General features: G+C 49.8%; 13 protein-coding genes. All 13 read left to right on the forward strand.

Annotated elements, in window-relative coordinates:
- The first annotated feature begins 56 nt into the window (after positions 1-56).
- Positions 57-1,532 carry an ABC transporter substrate-binding protein gene (locus ACFPOF_RS24290; RefSeq protein ID WP_378137547.1) on the forward strand — a complete coding sequence of 492 codons (1,476 nt, stop codon included), beginning with the start codon at positions 57-59 and terminating at the stop codon, positions 1,530-1,532.
- 271 nt (positions 1,533-1,803) lie between these two features.
- Complete coding sequence (locus tag ACFPOF_RS24295; protein WP_378137549.1) at positions 1,804-2,739, forward strand: ABC transporter permease; 936 nt, start codon at positions 1,804-1,806, stop codon at positions 2,737-2,739.
- 29 nt (positions 2,740-2,768) lie between these two features.
- A complete protein-coding gene (locus tag ACFPOF_RS24300; RefSeq protein WP_378137551.1) occupies positions 2,769-3,683 on the forward strand; it encodes a carbohydrate ABC transporter permease in 915 nt (304 codons plus the stop codon).
- 11 nt (positions 3,684-3,694) lie between these two features.
- Positions 3,695-5,020 carry a glycoside hydrolase family 125 protein gene (locus ACFPOF_RS24305; RefSeq protein WP_378137553.1) on the forward strand — a complete coding sequence of 442 codons (1,326 nt, stop codon included), beginning with the start codon at positions 3,695-3,697 and terminating at the stop codon, positions 5,018-5,020.
- Positions 5,013-8,189, forward strand: a complete 3,177-nt coding sequence (locus ACFPOF_RS24310; protein ID WP_378137555.1) for a beta-galactosidase — start codon at positions 5,013-5,015, stop codon at positions 8,187-8,189. The genes ACFPOF_RS24305 and ACFPOF_RS24310 overlap by 8 nt, the downstream gene beginning before the upstream one ends.
- Positions 8,190-8,203: 14 nt before the next feature.
- The gene (locus ACFPOF_RS24315; protein ID WP_378137557.1) at positions 8,204-10,975 is read left to right on the forward strand and encodes an alpha-mannosidase; all 2,772 of its coding nucleotides are present in this window, start codon (positions 8,204-8,206) and stop codon (positions 10,973-10,975) included.
- A gap of 410 nt (positions 10,976-11,385) precedes the next feature.
- Complete coding sequence (locus tag ACFPOF_RS24320) at positions 11,386-11,850, forward strand: 8-oxo-dGTP diphosphatase (protein ID WP_378137559.1); 465 nt, start codon at positions 11,386-11,388, stop codon at positions 11,848-11,850.
- A 66-nt stretch (positions 11,851-11,916) separates the two neighbouring features.
- Positions 11,917-12,393, forward strand: a complete 477-nt coding sequence (locus ACFPOF_RS24325; RefSeq protein ID WP_378137561.1) for a GNAT family N-acetyltransferase — start codon at positions 11,917-11,919, stop codon at positions 12,391-12,393.
- A gap of 276 nt (positions 12,394-12,669) precedes the next feature.
- On the forward strand, positions 12,670-13,362 hold the full coding sequence (locus ACFPOF_RS24330; protein WP_378137564.1) for a YjjG family noncanonical pyrimidine nucleotidase: 693 nt from the start codon (positions 12,670-12,672) through the stop codon (positions 13,360-13,362).
- A 15-nt stretch (positions 13,363-13,377) separates the two neighbouring features.
- Positions 13,378-13,938 (forward strand): GNAT family N-acetyltransferase, encoded by a 561-nt coding sequence (locus tag ACFPOF_RS24335; protein WP_378137566.1) that lies wholly within the window; start codon positions 13,378-13,380, stop codon positions 13,936-13,938.
- 687 nt (positions 13,939-14,625) lie between these two features.
- On the forward strand, positions 14,626-14,811 hold the full coding sequence (locus ACFPOF_RS24340) for a hypothetical protein (protein ID WP_378137568.1): 186 nt from the start codon (positions 14,626-14,628) through the stop codon (positions 14,809-14,811).
- Between the two features lie 190 nt (positions 14,812-15,001).
- Positions 15,002-15,433: a DUF6886 family protein gene (locus tag ACFPOF_RS24345; RefSeq protein WP_378137569.1), complete on the forward strand. Its 432-nt coding sequence runs from the start codon at positions 15,002-15,004 to the stop codon at positions 15,431-15,433.
- A gap of 177 nt (positions 15,434-15,610) precedes the next feature.
- Positions 15,611-16,301: transposase (locus tag ACFPOF_RS24350; protein WP_378137571.1), on the forward strand; the 691-nt coding region annotated here is incomplete at its 3' end.

Here is a 16,301-nt window from a genome sequence, read left to right on the forward strand (position 1 = left end):
ACAAATAGAACATGCATCAAGGCTTGCGACACACAGAAAAGGGAGGCAATACCGAAATGAGCAGCACTCGCAAAAAACTGACTGTCGGGCTTTCGTCCGCGCTCGCGCTTTCGCTCGTATTGAGCGGCTGCGGCAGCAAATCGAATAACTCTTCCAATGCAGGCGGTTCGGACAAAACGGTCGAACTGAGCTGGTACACGATCGGCACGCCGCAGAAAGACGTTAACAAAGTAATGGAAGAAGTCAGCAAGTACACGAAGGAAAAAATTGGCGCTACCGTGAAAATGACGCAGATCGACTGGGGCGACTACACGCAGAAAATGCAGGTGCTGACAGCTTCCGGCTCGGATATGGACATTATGTTTACTGCGTCTTGGGCTTTCGATTATGTACAAAATGCTCGTAAAGGCGCATTCGCTCCGATTGACGAGCTGCTGGAGAAATACGGTCAGGGCATCAAGCAAGTGCTCGATCCGGCGTTCCTGGAAGGCTCCAAAGTCGACGGCAAAAATTATGGCATTCCGGCCAATAAAGAGCTGCCTGCACAAGAAGTATGGCGCTTCAACAAAAACATTCTCGACCAGGACAAGCTAAGCATCGAGAACATTCGTACGCTTGAAAGTCTTGAGCCGCTGCTCAAAGCCGTCAAAGAAAAAAATCCGGGCATCACGCCGTTCCAAGTGGACAAAACTTTCGGACCGTACGTGCCTTACGACTACCTGGTCGAGAAATTCCCGCTTGCGGTCAAGCTTGGCGATACGAGCTACAAAGTCGTGAACGTGCTCGACACGCCGGAGATGAAGCAAGCGCTCGCGACGATGCACAAGTATTACAAAGCCGGCTACATCCCGACGGAGGCTGCGACGCTTGAATCGTCTTCGGATGCGATGGCAACGGGCAAATGGTTTGTGGACAAAGCGACGACTCAGCCGTTCGCGGACAACATTTGGTCGACCAGCTACGGTTATCCGATCGTGTCGACGCCGCAAAGCGACGCGCTCATCTACAATTGGTCGGTCATGGGCTCGATGCAAGCGATCTCCGCCAATTCCAAACACAAAGAAAAAGCGATGGAATTTCTGAACTTGCTTAACACTGATCCAGTGCTGCGCAACATGGTGGATTCCGGTATCGAAGGCGTGCACTTCAAGAAAACCGAAGGCGACTACATGGAGAACTTGCCGGAATCGAAAAACTACGACATGCCGACGTTCTCTCTCGGTAACGTTATGCTGACGTACTTGAACCCTGGCGATCCAGCCAACAAGTGGGAAGAATTCAAGAAATACAACGCTTCCGGTAAACCGGCCACTCTGCTTGGCTTTAACTTCGATCCGTCGCCGGTGTCGAACGAAATCGCTGCCGTACAGAACGCAAAAGAAGCTTTCTGGGCGCCGCTGATGACGGGATCGGTTGATCCAGCGACGTATTTGCCTAAAGCCATCGATAAGCTGAACGCTGCCGGTTTGGGCAAAATCCAAGCCGAGGCGCAAAAGCAGCTCGACGCTTGGAAAGCAGCTAACGGCAAGTAAGAAACAATTGGAAAACGCAAGGGGGCGAATGTTCGACATTCGCCCGTTTGTGTTGCGAGGGCGTGTCTGAAAACTCGCTCAGGGGCATCTTTCACCGCCTTTTCGCCCCCTGCTTCGTCACTTTTGCTCGACGTACCCCCGGTACGCCTTCACAAAAGTTCCTTGCATGGAACGAAAATTCGGCAAAATTTGCTGCCTTCGGAGTATTCAGACACGCCCTATGTCCATATCCGACAGCTTGATTTTACTTTCACCGGAAAGGGTGATTCGCATGAGATCGTTGGGGCGTTTCGTGAAAGACATCAATCGCAACAAAGCAATGCTGTTGATGGTGCTGCCCGCAACCTTGTGGTTTATTTGCTTCTCTTATTTGCCCATGTTCGGTACGGCCATTGCCTTTAAGGAGTATCGCAACAGCGGCAATTTTTTTACCAGCTTCATGGACAGCAAGTGGGTCGGCTTCGATAACTTCAAGTTCTTGTTCAGCACGGATGATGCGTTCGTCATTACCCGCAACACGCTGCTCTACAACATTGTTTTTATTTTCATCGGCCTTGTATTGGCTGTGGCCATGGCGATCGTTCTTTCCGAAATCGCAAATAAAAAGCTGGCGAAGTGGTATCAGACGGGAATGTTCATGCCTTACTTCCTGTCTTGGGTCATCGTCGGGTATTTCGTATATAGTTTTCTCAGCTTCGACCGGGGGATGGTCAACAAAATCGCTACTGCATTCGGCATGGATCCTACGCAATGGTACTCCGAGCCGAAGTATTGGCCGTTCATTATCGTCCTCGTGTTTCTCTGGAAATCGCTTGGTTATAACAGCGTCGTCTACTTAGCAGCCATCATGGGCATCGACAAATCGTTGTACGAAGCAGCGATGATCGACGGGGCCAACAAGTGGCAGCAGATTCGCAACATTACGATCCCGATGCTTACGCCGCTTATGACGATATTGACGCTGCTTGCGATCGGCCGCATTTTCTACGCGGATTTCGGTTTGTTCTATCAGGTCACGCGCGATTCCGGTACGTTGTATTCCGTAACGAACGTCATCGACACGTACGTGTATCGCGGTTTGAAAACAACAGGAGAAATCGGCATGAGCACGGCTGCCGGTTTGTACCAGTCGTTCGTCGGGTTTGTGCTAGTTATTACGTCCAATTACGTCGTCCGCAAATTCAACAAGGATAACGCCTTGTTCTAAGCCGGGCGCAGGAGAAAGGAGCAACCTTCATGGCATCCTTGGTCAAACCGCGCGATTTCCACAGGCTTTCGCCTGCGTGGAACGTTATATTTAATTTGATTGCCGGCCTGTTCGCGCTGGCGTGCGTTTTTCCGTTTCTGTTCGTCACGATCATCTCGTTCACGGACGAGAACACGCTAGCCAATAATGGCTACTCCCTGTGGCCGGAGAAATGGAGCATAGAGGCGTACCGTTACTTGTTCAAAGCGGCCGATCAGCTGATGCGTTCGTACGGGATTACGATATTCGTTACCGTCGTCGGTACGGCGATCAGCCTCGTATTCATATCCTTGTTCGCTTACGCGATTTCGCGCAAAGGATTTAAATACCGGAACTTCTTCTCGTTCCTTGCTTTCTTCACGATGCTGTTTAACGGCGGTCTCGTACCGACGTATATCGTGGTGACCAAACTGCTTAACCTGCAAAATTCAATCTGGGCATTGATATTGCCGCTGTCCGTCAATGCCTTCTATATTATGATTATGCGCACGTTTTTCTCCACGATGATTCCGGATGCGATTATCGAATCGGGCAAAATTGACGGGGCGGGCGAGTTCGGCATTTTTCTCCGTCTCGTGATTCCGCTCGCGCTCCCGGGTCTTGCGACGATTGCTTTGTTCAGCACGCTCGGTTATTGGAACGATTGGTTTAACGCCTTGCTTTACATCGAGGATCCAAGCCTCGTACCGCTGCAATCGATGCTGATGAGAATCGAGAACAGCATGCAATTTATTTTGCAAAACTCGAACAATCCTTCGCTTGGGGCAGGCGTGTTGCAATCGATGCCGCAAGATACGTCACGAATGGCGATGGTCGTGCTCGCGACAGGGCCGATCGTGCTTGCTTATCCATTTTTCCAACGGTACTTTATTCAAGGGTTGACGGTCGGCGCCGTTAAAGAATAGGAGAGTCATTCATGGAACAATTCAGATTGCCCAAGATCGACATGCCGCCGCTGAAGCTGCCGCAAGCTGTACAAGACGTGCTGAACGAAGCCGAAACGAGGCTCGCCCATCGGCCGAAGCTGCTCCGGCTGTTCAAGAACTGCTTCCCGAACACGCTTGAGACGACGACAAAGCTGCTGGATGACGGTACAACGTTCGTCATTACGGGAGACATTCCTGCAATGTGGCTGCGCGACTCCGTCGAGCAAGTGATCCATTATGTGCCGCTTGCTAAGAACGACGCGGATTTGCAGCGGGTTATCAGCGGGCTGATTAAGCTCCATATGCGCTACATCCAGATCGACCCGTATGCGAATGCGTTTAACGAAATGGCGAACGACTGGCATTGGAATGCGGACGATGTGACGGAAATGTCGCCGTGGGTGTGGGAACGGAAGTTCGAGCTGGATTCGATCTGCTTCTCGATGCGCCTCGCTTTCGCGTATTGGAAAGAGACGGGACGCGCGGACATTTTCGATGCGGACTTCAAGAAGGCAATGCGCGTGACGGTAGACTTGTGGAGAAGAGAGCAGTACCATTTCGAGCATTCGCCGTACCGCTTCGAACGCGATAATGGTATTATGACCGATTCGCTTATGAACGACGGCATAGGCATGCCCGTCAATTTCACGGGCATGATCTGGTCCGGCTTTCGGCCGAGCGACGATGCCTGCGATTTCCATTACAATATTCCAGACAATATGTTCACCGTTGTCACGCTGCGCCAAATGCGGGAAATTGCCGAATTCGTGTTCCGCGACCTGTCTTTCGAGAAAGAAATGGCGAAGCTTGAGCGGGAAATCAACCATGGCATCCAGCTGTATGGCATCTACCGTCATCCCGAATTCGGACCGATTTACGCGTACGAGACGGACGGCTTCGGCAATTATTGCTTGATGGACGATGCGGGAACGCCGGGACTCATTTCCATTCCTTATTTGGGTTACGCGGACGCGAGCGATCCTATCTATCAGAATACGCGGCGTTTCGCACTGAGCAAGCATAACCCGTTCTATTATGAAGGCAAAGCGGCGAAAGGTATCGGCAGCCCGCATACGCCGCCGGATTATATTTGGCATATGGCGTTGTCCATGCAAGGCTTGACAGCCGCTTCCGCAGAAGAGCAGCTAGAGATGCTCTCTACGTTGGAAGCGACGGATGCGGACACCGGATATATGCATGAAGGCTTCCATGCGGACGACCCGGAGCAATTTACCCGCAAATGGTTCGCATGGTCGAACAGTTTGTTTTCCCAGCTTGTCTATAAGACGATGAAAGCGGGTTTACTCGATGCCTAAGTCGATCATCTTCTACGATCGTGATTTTCCGGGTGATGCGGAATTCAAGGATTTGGAGAAATTGAACGCGCTCGGCGAAGTGGTCGATGCCGACAAGCTTGCCGATCTGCTGAGCAAGGCGGACGGAGGTTGCTTCGTATCGCTGCATGCACCGTATTTTCCTGAAGAGGCATGGGAGGAGTTGCTCGCGTTCCTCAAACGCGGCGGCGGTTTGATCAGCGCGGGAGGCGCCCCGTTCCGCATACCGGTTAGGAAAGTGGACGGAGCATGGGTTATCGGGGCGGAGCAGACAGCATACCACAGGCAACTGCGTATTCACGAGATGCTGCCCGTTCGGGCTGCTCCCGTTGTCAAGATGGCGGCAAACGGGGATATTCCATTGTTCAAAGGACACGAATCGTTGCTAGATGTCGCAGACACGTGGAACCTGGTGCCGCACGTTACAAAATCGAGCGACTTGCCACACCAGATGGGCTCGGCGGGCCCGATGGACGCGCACATTTATCCCGTTCTGAAAGGGATATCGTCCGAGGAAAGAGAAGTCGCCGCACCTGCCGTCTTATGGGAGAACACGAAGGGAGAATTCGCGGGCGGACGTTGGCTGTTCGTCAATGTGCCGCTCGGCGAATCGTTCGTGGAACGCGGCGGTCTTGGCGCTTTGCGGGATTGGATGGCGTTCTGCGCGGCGGGCGTTACTGAGCTGTGGCTGAAGCCGAATTACGCATCCTATGAGTTGAACGAGCGGCCGATGCTGACGTTGCAAGCGCAGAAGCTGTGCCGAGGACAGGAAAAAGGTGCTGTGGCGGCAACAGCTTGGACGTTTCACATTCGCGTGAGCCACCAAGAAGATGCGGAGGCTGCGATTGAGCATATAGTGAACCTCGATGTCGGACACGGTCTTGCGATCAAACGGATTCCACTCGACCTTGATCTGACTGGCGGTTTCTACCAAGTGGAATGCCTCGCCGAAAGCGCTGACGGGCAGACGCGCGTCCTGCGTCAAGGGTTCTGGGGAGCGGACGCCGAATTGCTCCGCACGGGCGGCCATCTTGGACTCGGCAGAGATTATTTCGAGAAAGATGGGCGTCCGATGCCTGTCGTCGGCATGACGTACATGACTTCCGACGTCGCTCGCAAATTTCTGTTCCTGCCGAATGTTGCAGTCTGGGACCGCGATATGGCCCAGATGCGGAAGGCAGGCATCAACTGGATTCGCACAGGCATCTGGACGGCGTATCGCAACATCATGCAAATCGACGGACATGCTTCGGAAGAGGCTTTGCGTTCGATAGATGCGTTCATCATGACGGCGAAGAAGCACGGGCTGCAAGTCACGTTCACCTTTTTCTCGTTTACGCCGGAAGCTTGGGAGGGCGTCAATCCGTATCTCGACCCGCGCAGCGTAGAAGCTCAGAAGCGGTTCGTCCGCTCCATCGTCAGCCGCCACCGGGAAACGACGAACATCGACTGGGATTTAATTAACGAGCCGTCGATGTTTGATCCTCCGCGCATTTTCTCCAACGGACCGCGCTCATGCCATGACTCGTTCGAGAAAGCGGCGTATGTGGAATGGCTTGAGAAGCGGCATGGTTCGATCGAAAAGCTGCAGGAGCGATGGGGAATGACTTCGGGCGAACTTCCTGACTTCGCTGCGGCTGCCATTCCGGAGCCCGAAGACATCAACTTCGATGTGCAGGATATGCATCAAGGCAAGAGAGGCACGCGTTGGCTCGATTACGTGCTGTTCTCCATGGACATGCACAACCGTTGGGCGAAGCAGCTTTATGATGCCATTAAGGACGAGTGCCCGAATCAGATCGTAGCGGTCGGTCAGGACGAAGCGCTTGGGGCGCAGCGGCCGTCTCCGTTTTTCTACGGAGAGGCGGCGGATTATACGACCGTGCATTCATGGTGGTTGAACGATCATCTGCTGTGGGACGGTATTTTCGCCAAAACGCTCGACAAGCCGAATGTCGTTCAGGAAACAGGCATTATGTACGTGGAGACGCCGGCCGGATTCGCGAAGCGGTCCGAAGAAGAACTCCGCGCCATGCTGGAGCGTAAGTACGCCTATGCGTTCGCGACCGGCGGAGCCGGAGCGATTCACTGGATATGGAATACGAACTTCTATATGGATAATGCCAACGAATCGCATATCGGCGCCTTGCGAGCAGATGGGACGGAGAAGCCGGAGGCGGATGTATCGTACCGGTTCGGCAGCTTTATGGAAAACATTCGCGACTTGTTCCGGGAACGGAAGCTAGAAGAGGTAGCCGTCGTATTCCCTTACTCGAACGATTTCTCGAACCGCAAACTGGCATTTGACGCCACGACCCGGTTGACCCGCGTGCTCGGCTACGAACTGAAAGTGCCATTCCGCGGCGTTTCGGAATATCATCTGGAGGCGCTGGAATCCGAGCCTGCCAAGCTCATTATCGTGCCGTCGGCTCACAACTTCGACGACGACGCATTCGCGAAGCTGCTCGACATCGTTGCCCGGACGGGCGCGACGCTGCTGTACTCCGGCCCACTCAGCTTTGACGCTTATTGGCGGACGACGGATCGGTTGACAGATGTTTTCGGTGCCGGAAAAACGGGTAACGTCGTGCGCGAAGAGCGGCTTTCGATCGGGAATGCTTTCTATTCGGTTTCTTACGGCAATCGGCGCATTGCTGAAGTGTGTAAGGAAGTTCGGGACGGAGGGGTTGGCACAAGCAATGGCACAGGACAAGATTCGGTCATCGAAGGCGGTGCAGGCGCCCACATCGGTTCCGATTCCATTGTCGAGGCGGCTTATGGACAAGGCCGGATCATCTGGTGTCCGCTGCCCGTTGAGTTGAACGAACGTTCGGAAGTAATTAGCCGACTATACGAACATGCGCTGGCTGCCGCAGGATGCCGTCAAGATCTGGAATGGCTGCAAGGCGGAGACTTGCCTGGCGTCTATGGACGTAAGCTGCAATATCGGGATGGAGCATTGTTCGTGTTCGTCTCTGAGTACGCTTTTGATGCCGAAGTCGAAGTGAAGGATATCGTTACAGGCGCGAATTATACGTTCAAGTTGGAGCGGGAGCGTGCAGTTTTGTTCGCGACGGATGAACATGGCAGCATCACGGCGGTATACCGTCCCGGAGAAGTGGACGTGCAATTCACGGCTGTTAAGGAATAGAAAGGGGAATGAACATGGCGAACGCGACTGGCGGGCGAACCGCGCATATTATTTCCCACTCGCACTGGGATCGCGAATGGTATTTGCCTTATGAGAAGCACCATGTGCTGCTCATTCAACTTGTAGATACGCTTATGGATACGCTTGAGCGGGATGAGGAATATCGAAGCTTTTATCTCGACGGGCAGACGATTATTCTGGAAGATTATTTGCAGGTGCGTCCTGACCGGAGAGAGCGGCTGGAGCATTGGATTCGCGAAGGCCGCATCCATATCGGGCCGTGGTACATTTTGCAAGACGCTTTCTTGACGAGCAGCGAAGCCAATTTGCGCAATTTGCAGATCGGTCATCGAGATGCGGCGCGTTACGGGACAATCGCCAAAGTCGGCTATTTCCCCGATACGTTCGGCAACATCGGCCAGGCGCCGCAAATTTTGAAGCAGGCGGGCATCGACAATGCGGTATTCGGCCGTGGCGTCAAGCCGACGGGTTTTAACAATACGGTCGCTGATTCCGCGTATGAATCGTCCTTCTCGGAGCTTGTTTGGGAAGGGGCTGACGGTTCTCGCGTGCTCGGCATTCTGTTTGCTAACTGGTACAGCAACGGGAATGAAGTGCCGACAGACGAAGCGGAAGCGAAAGACTATTGGAACCGCAAGCTCGCGGAAGCGGGCAAGTATGCGTCGACAGGTCAGCTGCTGTTCATGAACGGCTGCGATCACCAACCGATTCAGACGGACTTGTCGGAGGCGATCCGCTTGGCGCGTAAGCTGAACCCGGAGACGGAATTCGTTCATTCGAATTTTGCGGATTACTTGGCGTCGGTGCGTAATTCGCTCAACATCGATCACACGGAGCTATCCGTCGTCAAAGGCGAACTGCGCAGTCAACGGACGGACGGCTGGTCCACGCTCGTCAATACGGCATCCGCGCGCGTTTACTTGAAACAGATGAATCAGCGAGGGCAGACACTGTTGGAGAAAGTAGCCGAACCGCTCGCGGCATTCGCTCATCTGCTCGGTAAGTCGTCATATCCGCACCACTTGATGACGTACGCTTGGAAGACGCTTATGCAGAACCATCCGCACGATAGCATATGCGGTTGCAGCGTCGACGAGGTGCATCGCGAGATGGTAACCCGGTTCGATAAAAGCCGGCATGTCGCGGAGACGATCGTCGATGGCAGTAAGCTTGCGATCGCAAGCGAAGTCGATACGAACGTGTTTTCCCGGTTCGGGAAAGATGCTCTGCCGCTTGTTGTGTTTAATACGACAGGCTGGAAGCGCAGCGGAACGGTCGAAGTGGAACTGGACGCCCAGCGCATCTACTTCCGCGAAGGCTTCGGTCACGAGGAGATGGTCCGCCGAATGGAGGCGGTTGACGTCACGGGACGTACGCTTGTTGACGCTGACGGCGTGGCGGTACCTTGCGAGATGGAAGACAAGGGTTTGCAGTTCGGCTATGACCTGCCGAACGATAAGTTCCGTCAGCCTTACTGGGCGCGACGCGTGAAACTTGTCTTCGAAGCGGCCGGTGTGCCGGCGCTCGGATTGAACGCTTACGGATGGGTGAGGGAAGCGCAGACGACCGCGTTGCCACAAGCTGCGCATTCGTCGCTTGTAACCGGAGCTCGTACGCTGGAAAACGATTATCTGGCGATTGAAATCGCGGATAACGGCTCGCTAGCAGTTACGGACAAAACAAACGGGCGCACGTTCCGGGATTTGCTCGTGTACGAGGATACGGGCGATATCGGCAACGAGTATATGTACAAGCAGCCGATTGGGGAACAGCCGCTCACGACTGCGGGCTTAACGGCGGAAATCAATGTGGTCGAACAAACCGCGCATCGTGCTTCGATCGAAATCGTTCACCGCTGGGCCGTGCCGGCTTCTGCCGACGAGTTGTTCGAGCGGGAGAAGCGGGAGGCGGTCTACTTCCCAGAGCGGAAGGCGCAGCGGGTGAAGGAAACAGTGCCGCTTACGATTCGGACTGTCGTCAGTTTGGAGCGCTCTGGACGCGGCGTCGGCGTACGCGCCACGTTCGACAACCAGGCGAAAGATCACCGCGTTCGCGTCTTGTTTCCGACGGATTTGGTCACCGCCGTACACCGGGCGGATGCGATCTTCGAAGTACCGGTCCGTGACAACGAACCGTCCGTTGAGTGGGGGAATCCGAGCAACGCCCAGCACCAGCAGGCGTTCGCCGATGTCAGCGACGGGAAACAGGGCTTGACGATCGCAAACAAAGGGCTAAACGAGTACGAAGTGTTGCGGGACGGCCGGAATACGATTGCGGTTACGTTGCTCCGCGCTGTTGCCGAGCTTGGCGATTGGGGCGTCTTCCCGACGCCGGAAGCGCAATGTCTTGGCGAGAGTACGGTCGAGCTGATGATCATCCCGCATCAAGGGGACGGAGCGGCAAACGGTGCCTTCGCAAGAGCATACCAGTTCCAAGTGCCGTGGACGGCCGTTCAAACCGGCGTCCACGGGGGAACGATCGCTCCGCGCCACTCCTTCATGGCGTGGGGGGGCGAGGGCATCGCTTTCTCCTCGGCGACTATAGCAGCGGAGACGGGCGACCTGATGCTTCGCTGGTACAACATGCGCCCCGAAGCGGCGGAGCTTCACGCACGCTTGGCTGATGGCACTTCAGGTGCGGCGGTGTACAAGAGCGACGTGCTCGAACGCGCCGGCGATCACCTATCGCAGTTGGACGGTCAAAGTGTTTCAATCGCGGCTAAGCTTGGTCCATGCGAAATTTACACCGTCGGAGTTCGTAAGTGAAGTAAGGAATGATGAGGAAACAAGCTGGTTCCAGTATGTATACGGAGCCAGCTTGTTTTTATTCTCTTTTGTCAATATCCCCTTCGCTCAGTAAGCGCTTGATGGAATTGAAAGCGAGGATGTCAGTGACTCTATCATTGCAATTTGCAACAAAAGTGGTGCATCACACTTTTTCTGAGTAAACGGGATATCGGCAAAAGAGCGAAAATGTACGACAACTGGCAGCGGCGGGCGTCACGATGTGACGCGATCAGATAGGTGCGGGTCGGTTCACTTTTGCTTGTTCGTTTTACTGTGCCGCCGTTAATTTTTTTTCAGTTATTGTTCTGCTTGACCATCTGCTTTAACTGGTATACTTTGGATAAAAGAGAAGATTCCAGTCGCAAGTAACATCATGTCCAGTCCGTGAGGTGTTTTATTTGTCAACCGTAAAGCTTACCAACATGTGTATGATCTATGATCCGGAAACGGATCGCGTCGTCGTTCAGGATCGCATTAAATCTTGGACAGGTCTTGCCTTTCCTGGAGGGCATCTAGAGGATGGAGAAAGCATTATTGATTCCACCATTCGTGAGATCAGAGAAGAGACGGGGTTGGAAATATCCAATCTCGAATTGTGCGGAATCGTATATTGGTTTAATGAAGATACGAAAGACAAATATCTCGTTTTCAGTTATCGAACAAGTTCATTTACCGGTCAACTTCTAGAGCAAACTGCGGAAGGCAAACTGTACTGGGTCAATAAAGACGAATTGCCATTTCTCCCGCTAGCTGAAGGAATGAAGGAAAGACTGCCTCTGTTTTTAGAAAATAAATACTCAGAAGGTTTTGGAACTCACAGCCAGAGTCGGAAAAGTGAAATGAAGTGGCAGTGAAGGTCGTTGAGTCCAGTTTCTTGAAGGAACAGGATTTGTTGGAACAAAGGTGGGAGGAAACTGAAAATGAATATCACCTTATTCAAATCAGGCCTTAATGAAGCATCTACTATTCATGAAATGCAAATCAAAGCATTTATGCCTCTGTTAGAAAAGTATGAAGATTATGAAACTAGCCCAGCAAATGAATCTGTGGAACGAATAATAGATCGGATGAAACAGTCGTTTACTGACTATTACATTATACAAAGCTCGAATACTTCAGTAGGTGCAATTAGAGTTGTAAAGAAAGAAAATAAAACCTATCGTGTCAGCCCGATATTTATCTTGCCCGAACATCAAGGGAAAGGAATTGCCCAAGAGGTATTCTCAATAATTGAAGACAAATATAATGATGCGAGAGTATGGGGATTGGATACTATTTTACAAGAGCAGGGGAATTGTTATCTTTACGAGAAACTGGGCTATCGAAGAGCAGGAGGTTTAACACAAATTAACAATAAAATGACAATCGTGTTTTATGAAAAACGCATGATCGAGTAAGAGTGTTAAGGAGAATTCCATTGACGAAGAGACAGGTACATATTGGCTTATTGCTCGCATTGATCATCCCTTTAATTGCGTTCGTTATCCTCAAAGTGCTTCAATCCGTAGCTAATAAAGAAACAAACGATTTTCAATATCACGATACGTATTTTGTTGTATTTGAACTTTCGTGGGTCGTTTGGCTAGTGGCATCGGTGAGCTTATTTGCTGTAATTTCATTCATTCAAATTGCTTACAATAAATTAAAAAGACAATCGCGCAGGGGATGATGTTATGTACAGCGCTATTATTTTTGATTTGGATAATACGCTCTTGGATTACTCTATGAGTGAGCTGCATTCGATGAAGAAAACACTTCAGGATCACAATTTAGTTTTCGAAGACAACGTGGAGTGGGATGCATTTTGGAAGATTTACTTGGAACATAATTCTAGACACTGGATGGATTTCGTCAACAAAAGAGGTTCTCACAAATCAATTGAAGATGTATTAATCAGTTCGTTTCGAGATTCTTTAAACATGAATCGGGCACACCATGAATCGCTTTCCAATACATACTGGAATTATTTTTGTAATACGTGCATTTTCGAAGCAGGTGCTGAGGATGTTCTCCATACAGTGAAATCACAGTATAAACTAGGCATTATCTCGAACGGAATTGGTGAGGCTCAGAGGAAAAGACTGGAAATGGGGAGCATCAAAGATGTTTTTGAGTCAATAATAGTGTCAGATGAAGTCGGTGTCAGAAAACCACGGAAAGAGATATTTGAAATGGCGCTGAATGAGCTTAAACTTTCTCCCAGTGAAGTGCTCTTCGTAGGTGATTCATTATCGGATGACTATCACGGAGCCAGAAATGCGGGGATAGACTTCTGTTTTTATAACAGAGGCGGGCTAGCACTATCGAATGAATATCAGCCAAAGTACACCGTAAGACAGTTGCAAGAGATTTTGAAGGTTGTTTGAAAGGTAGGTGAATCCATGTATTCTTTTTCAGAACTTGAGGGAGAAAGAGTAAAAATAGTCCCATTGGAGGCAGAGCACGCTGTTCCTCTATTTCATTGTTCAAGGGATCCGGAAATCTGGGCTAATTATCCTGTCCGCATTAATTCGATTGAGGATATGAGCGTGTTCATTCAAAAAGCAATTGCGGGTAGAGACAGGAACGAAATGTACCCGTTTGCGGTGCTTGATAAGGAAACGAATGAGTTTGTTGGGACCACGAGGTTCCTGAGAATCTCTGAGGAAAATAATAATTTAAATATAGGTTCGACTTGGTATTCATCGAAGGTTTGGAGAACAAGAGTAAATACGGAGACCAAGTATTTGATGTTAAAGTATGCATTTGAAGTTCTTAAAGTATGTAGGGTAGAGATCGTGACATCAACCGGAAATGTAAGATCACAAAGGGCAATTGAAAGATTAGGGGCAGTAAAAGAAGGAATTCTTAGGAAAAAGTATTACAATTTAGATTTTGTTATTTATAGTATCATTCAAGAAGAATGGAATAAGGTGAAGAACAGGCTGGAAAGTTTTCTATGAAGTGTTATTATCACGAGTCCGATGATGCTAGCAAGCAATGCACAAGTTGCAATAAAGCACTTTGTCAGTCTTGTTTTCATTCTGAGTATCCGGATTACTGTTGGAGTTGTGGTTACGAACACGAGAAGGTCTTACTTGACCCGCCCGTCAGTTTGCCAAAATTGTTCGAGCATAAAATCGTTTTGTATATTCTGCGAAAGTTATTTTCAGCGACGGGATCTTTTATCGTATTTACACTCATTGCTGGCCTCGCATTCGATGCGGTGATCGGAAGTGGTGGTTATTTTGCATTATGGATCGGAATCATAACAGCTACAGTAGTTTATACATATGGAATCATTAGTTCGATGTTAATTGATGCTGCAACTAGGTACATCAAGTACTTGAACAATGGGTTCGGGAAAATCGGATTATATTTGCTTTGCGGGTTACTATTCCCATTGCTTTATGACTTTCAGAATCGTATTAACGTTCCCATGAATATGTTATTTGGGGCAATAGTATCTCTGATGTTCTGGGGACTGCAGAGTAAAAAAATCAAGAAGGAACTTGTCATCATTGTCGGAGTGTTTTCAGTGTTTCCTCTTGGCATAGTGGTGATGATGCTGCTGAGTAGGGGATAGGTAGGACAATTACTGTGCCCCAGCTTTAGAATTCTTGATGTTATTCAGAAAGGAAGAGTCTGTCTTGAATAAGAATACTCCGTTTGTCATTTGGATTGTGGCACTGGCAATTGAATTAATTATGCTTTATGACTTGATTAATCGAGTTCATGATCAAGATGAGGTTTTATTTTATATGACTATAATTGCAGTGACATTAGTTGTTGGTACAGTTATGAATTTGAGATCGGGTAACAACAGAAAAACGTGACAAGGTGGTGAGAGTGATTATTTTGTATATTTTATTGGTGCTTATATTATTAGGCTTGATTAGTATTGATAGTTTAATGAGGAAGAGGATAAAGAATGACGAGAGAATAATAAGTAGGCTGGATTTAATTTGGAAAGAAATGAGAGACAAGCGGAGTCAAGATCATTAGTTAATTACCAGAGGTGATGACTTGCTATTTCACATAAGCGAAGATCCAAATATCAATGAATTCATCCCCCGGCTATCAACAGTCTACCCCGACATGCCGCCAGTCGTGTGGGCGTTAGATGAAGAGCATCTTATTAATTATCTTTTTCCTCGAGATTGCCCGCGCATCATTTACTCTTATTCTTCAGAAGTCAACAATAATGATGAGAGAATCTATTTTTCAAATACAGTCGCAAAAACGATTATCACTGTAGAGAATTCCTGGTATGAAACAATGAAGAACACGAGAATATATAAATATGTTTTTGAACCACAGGGATTCGAGTTGCTGGATCAGAATGCGGGATATTATATTTCAAGAGAAATTGTAAAGCCGGAAACGGTTGAACCTATAGAAGATTTGATCAGTAAGATCGTTGCATACGGAATAGATTTGAGATTTACAGAACTTTAGTCGAGAAAGCCCTTGCCTTTAGGCTTGGGATGAATCGACAGGGCTGTCCGCAGGCCAGCTTAATTTTCCTACATTATTGCTGATCTCGTTTTATGCAGCAGCGAGTGCCATCATTTTGTCACAACTCTTTCGATGCGAACGTTTGTTTGGTATAATGTTCCTGAAGGAGGTGAATAGATGCAAACCGTAACGGTTCAGATTCGCATATTTCCCGTCGATCCCGCATTGTTGCGCGAACATGGGACAGCTTATATCGACACCGTAAATTTACTCACCATGCAAGCAGAATGTGCCGGGACATTCCCCAAACTAACATCAAAAGACATTCGAGCTAACCTGCCTTCAGCGATACGGAATCAAGTCATTCGCGATGCAAGAAGCATCCATAAGAAAACGAAAAAGCAAGAGAAACGTCCGATCTTAAGGCGTAGAGCCTACTACGTGAACAATCAAAATTATTCGATTGACGGCAGCACAATCGCATTCCCGGTCATAATGGATGGGAAAGTACAGCGACTCAGGGTCGCATCCCGTATGACTGAACGTGAGAATCACCTTCTGGCAAGCGGAAAACGCGGGCTTTTAAAGGTCGTCGAGAAATCGGGAAAATGGTACGTTCAGGTTTCCGTCGAAATGCAAAACGAACAAGCGGTCGGCGATGCAACGATGGGTGTTGATCTGGGATTGAAAGTGCCGGCAGTCGTGGTTACATCCACAGGTAAAACCAAGTTTGTCGGGCGCGGCAGACAAAATAAGTATATCCGCCGCAAATACAGTTCGCATCGAAGGAAGCTGGGGAAACTGAAGAAACTGTCAGCCATCCGCAAGCAACGAAACAAGGAACAGCGCTACATGAAAGACCAAAACC

The organism is Cohnella soli (assembly GCF_042655525.1).
Taxonomy (GTDB): Bacteria; Bacillota; Bacilli; order Paenibacillales; family Paenibacillaceae; genus Cohnella; species Cohnella soli.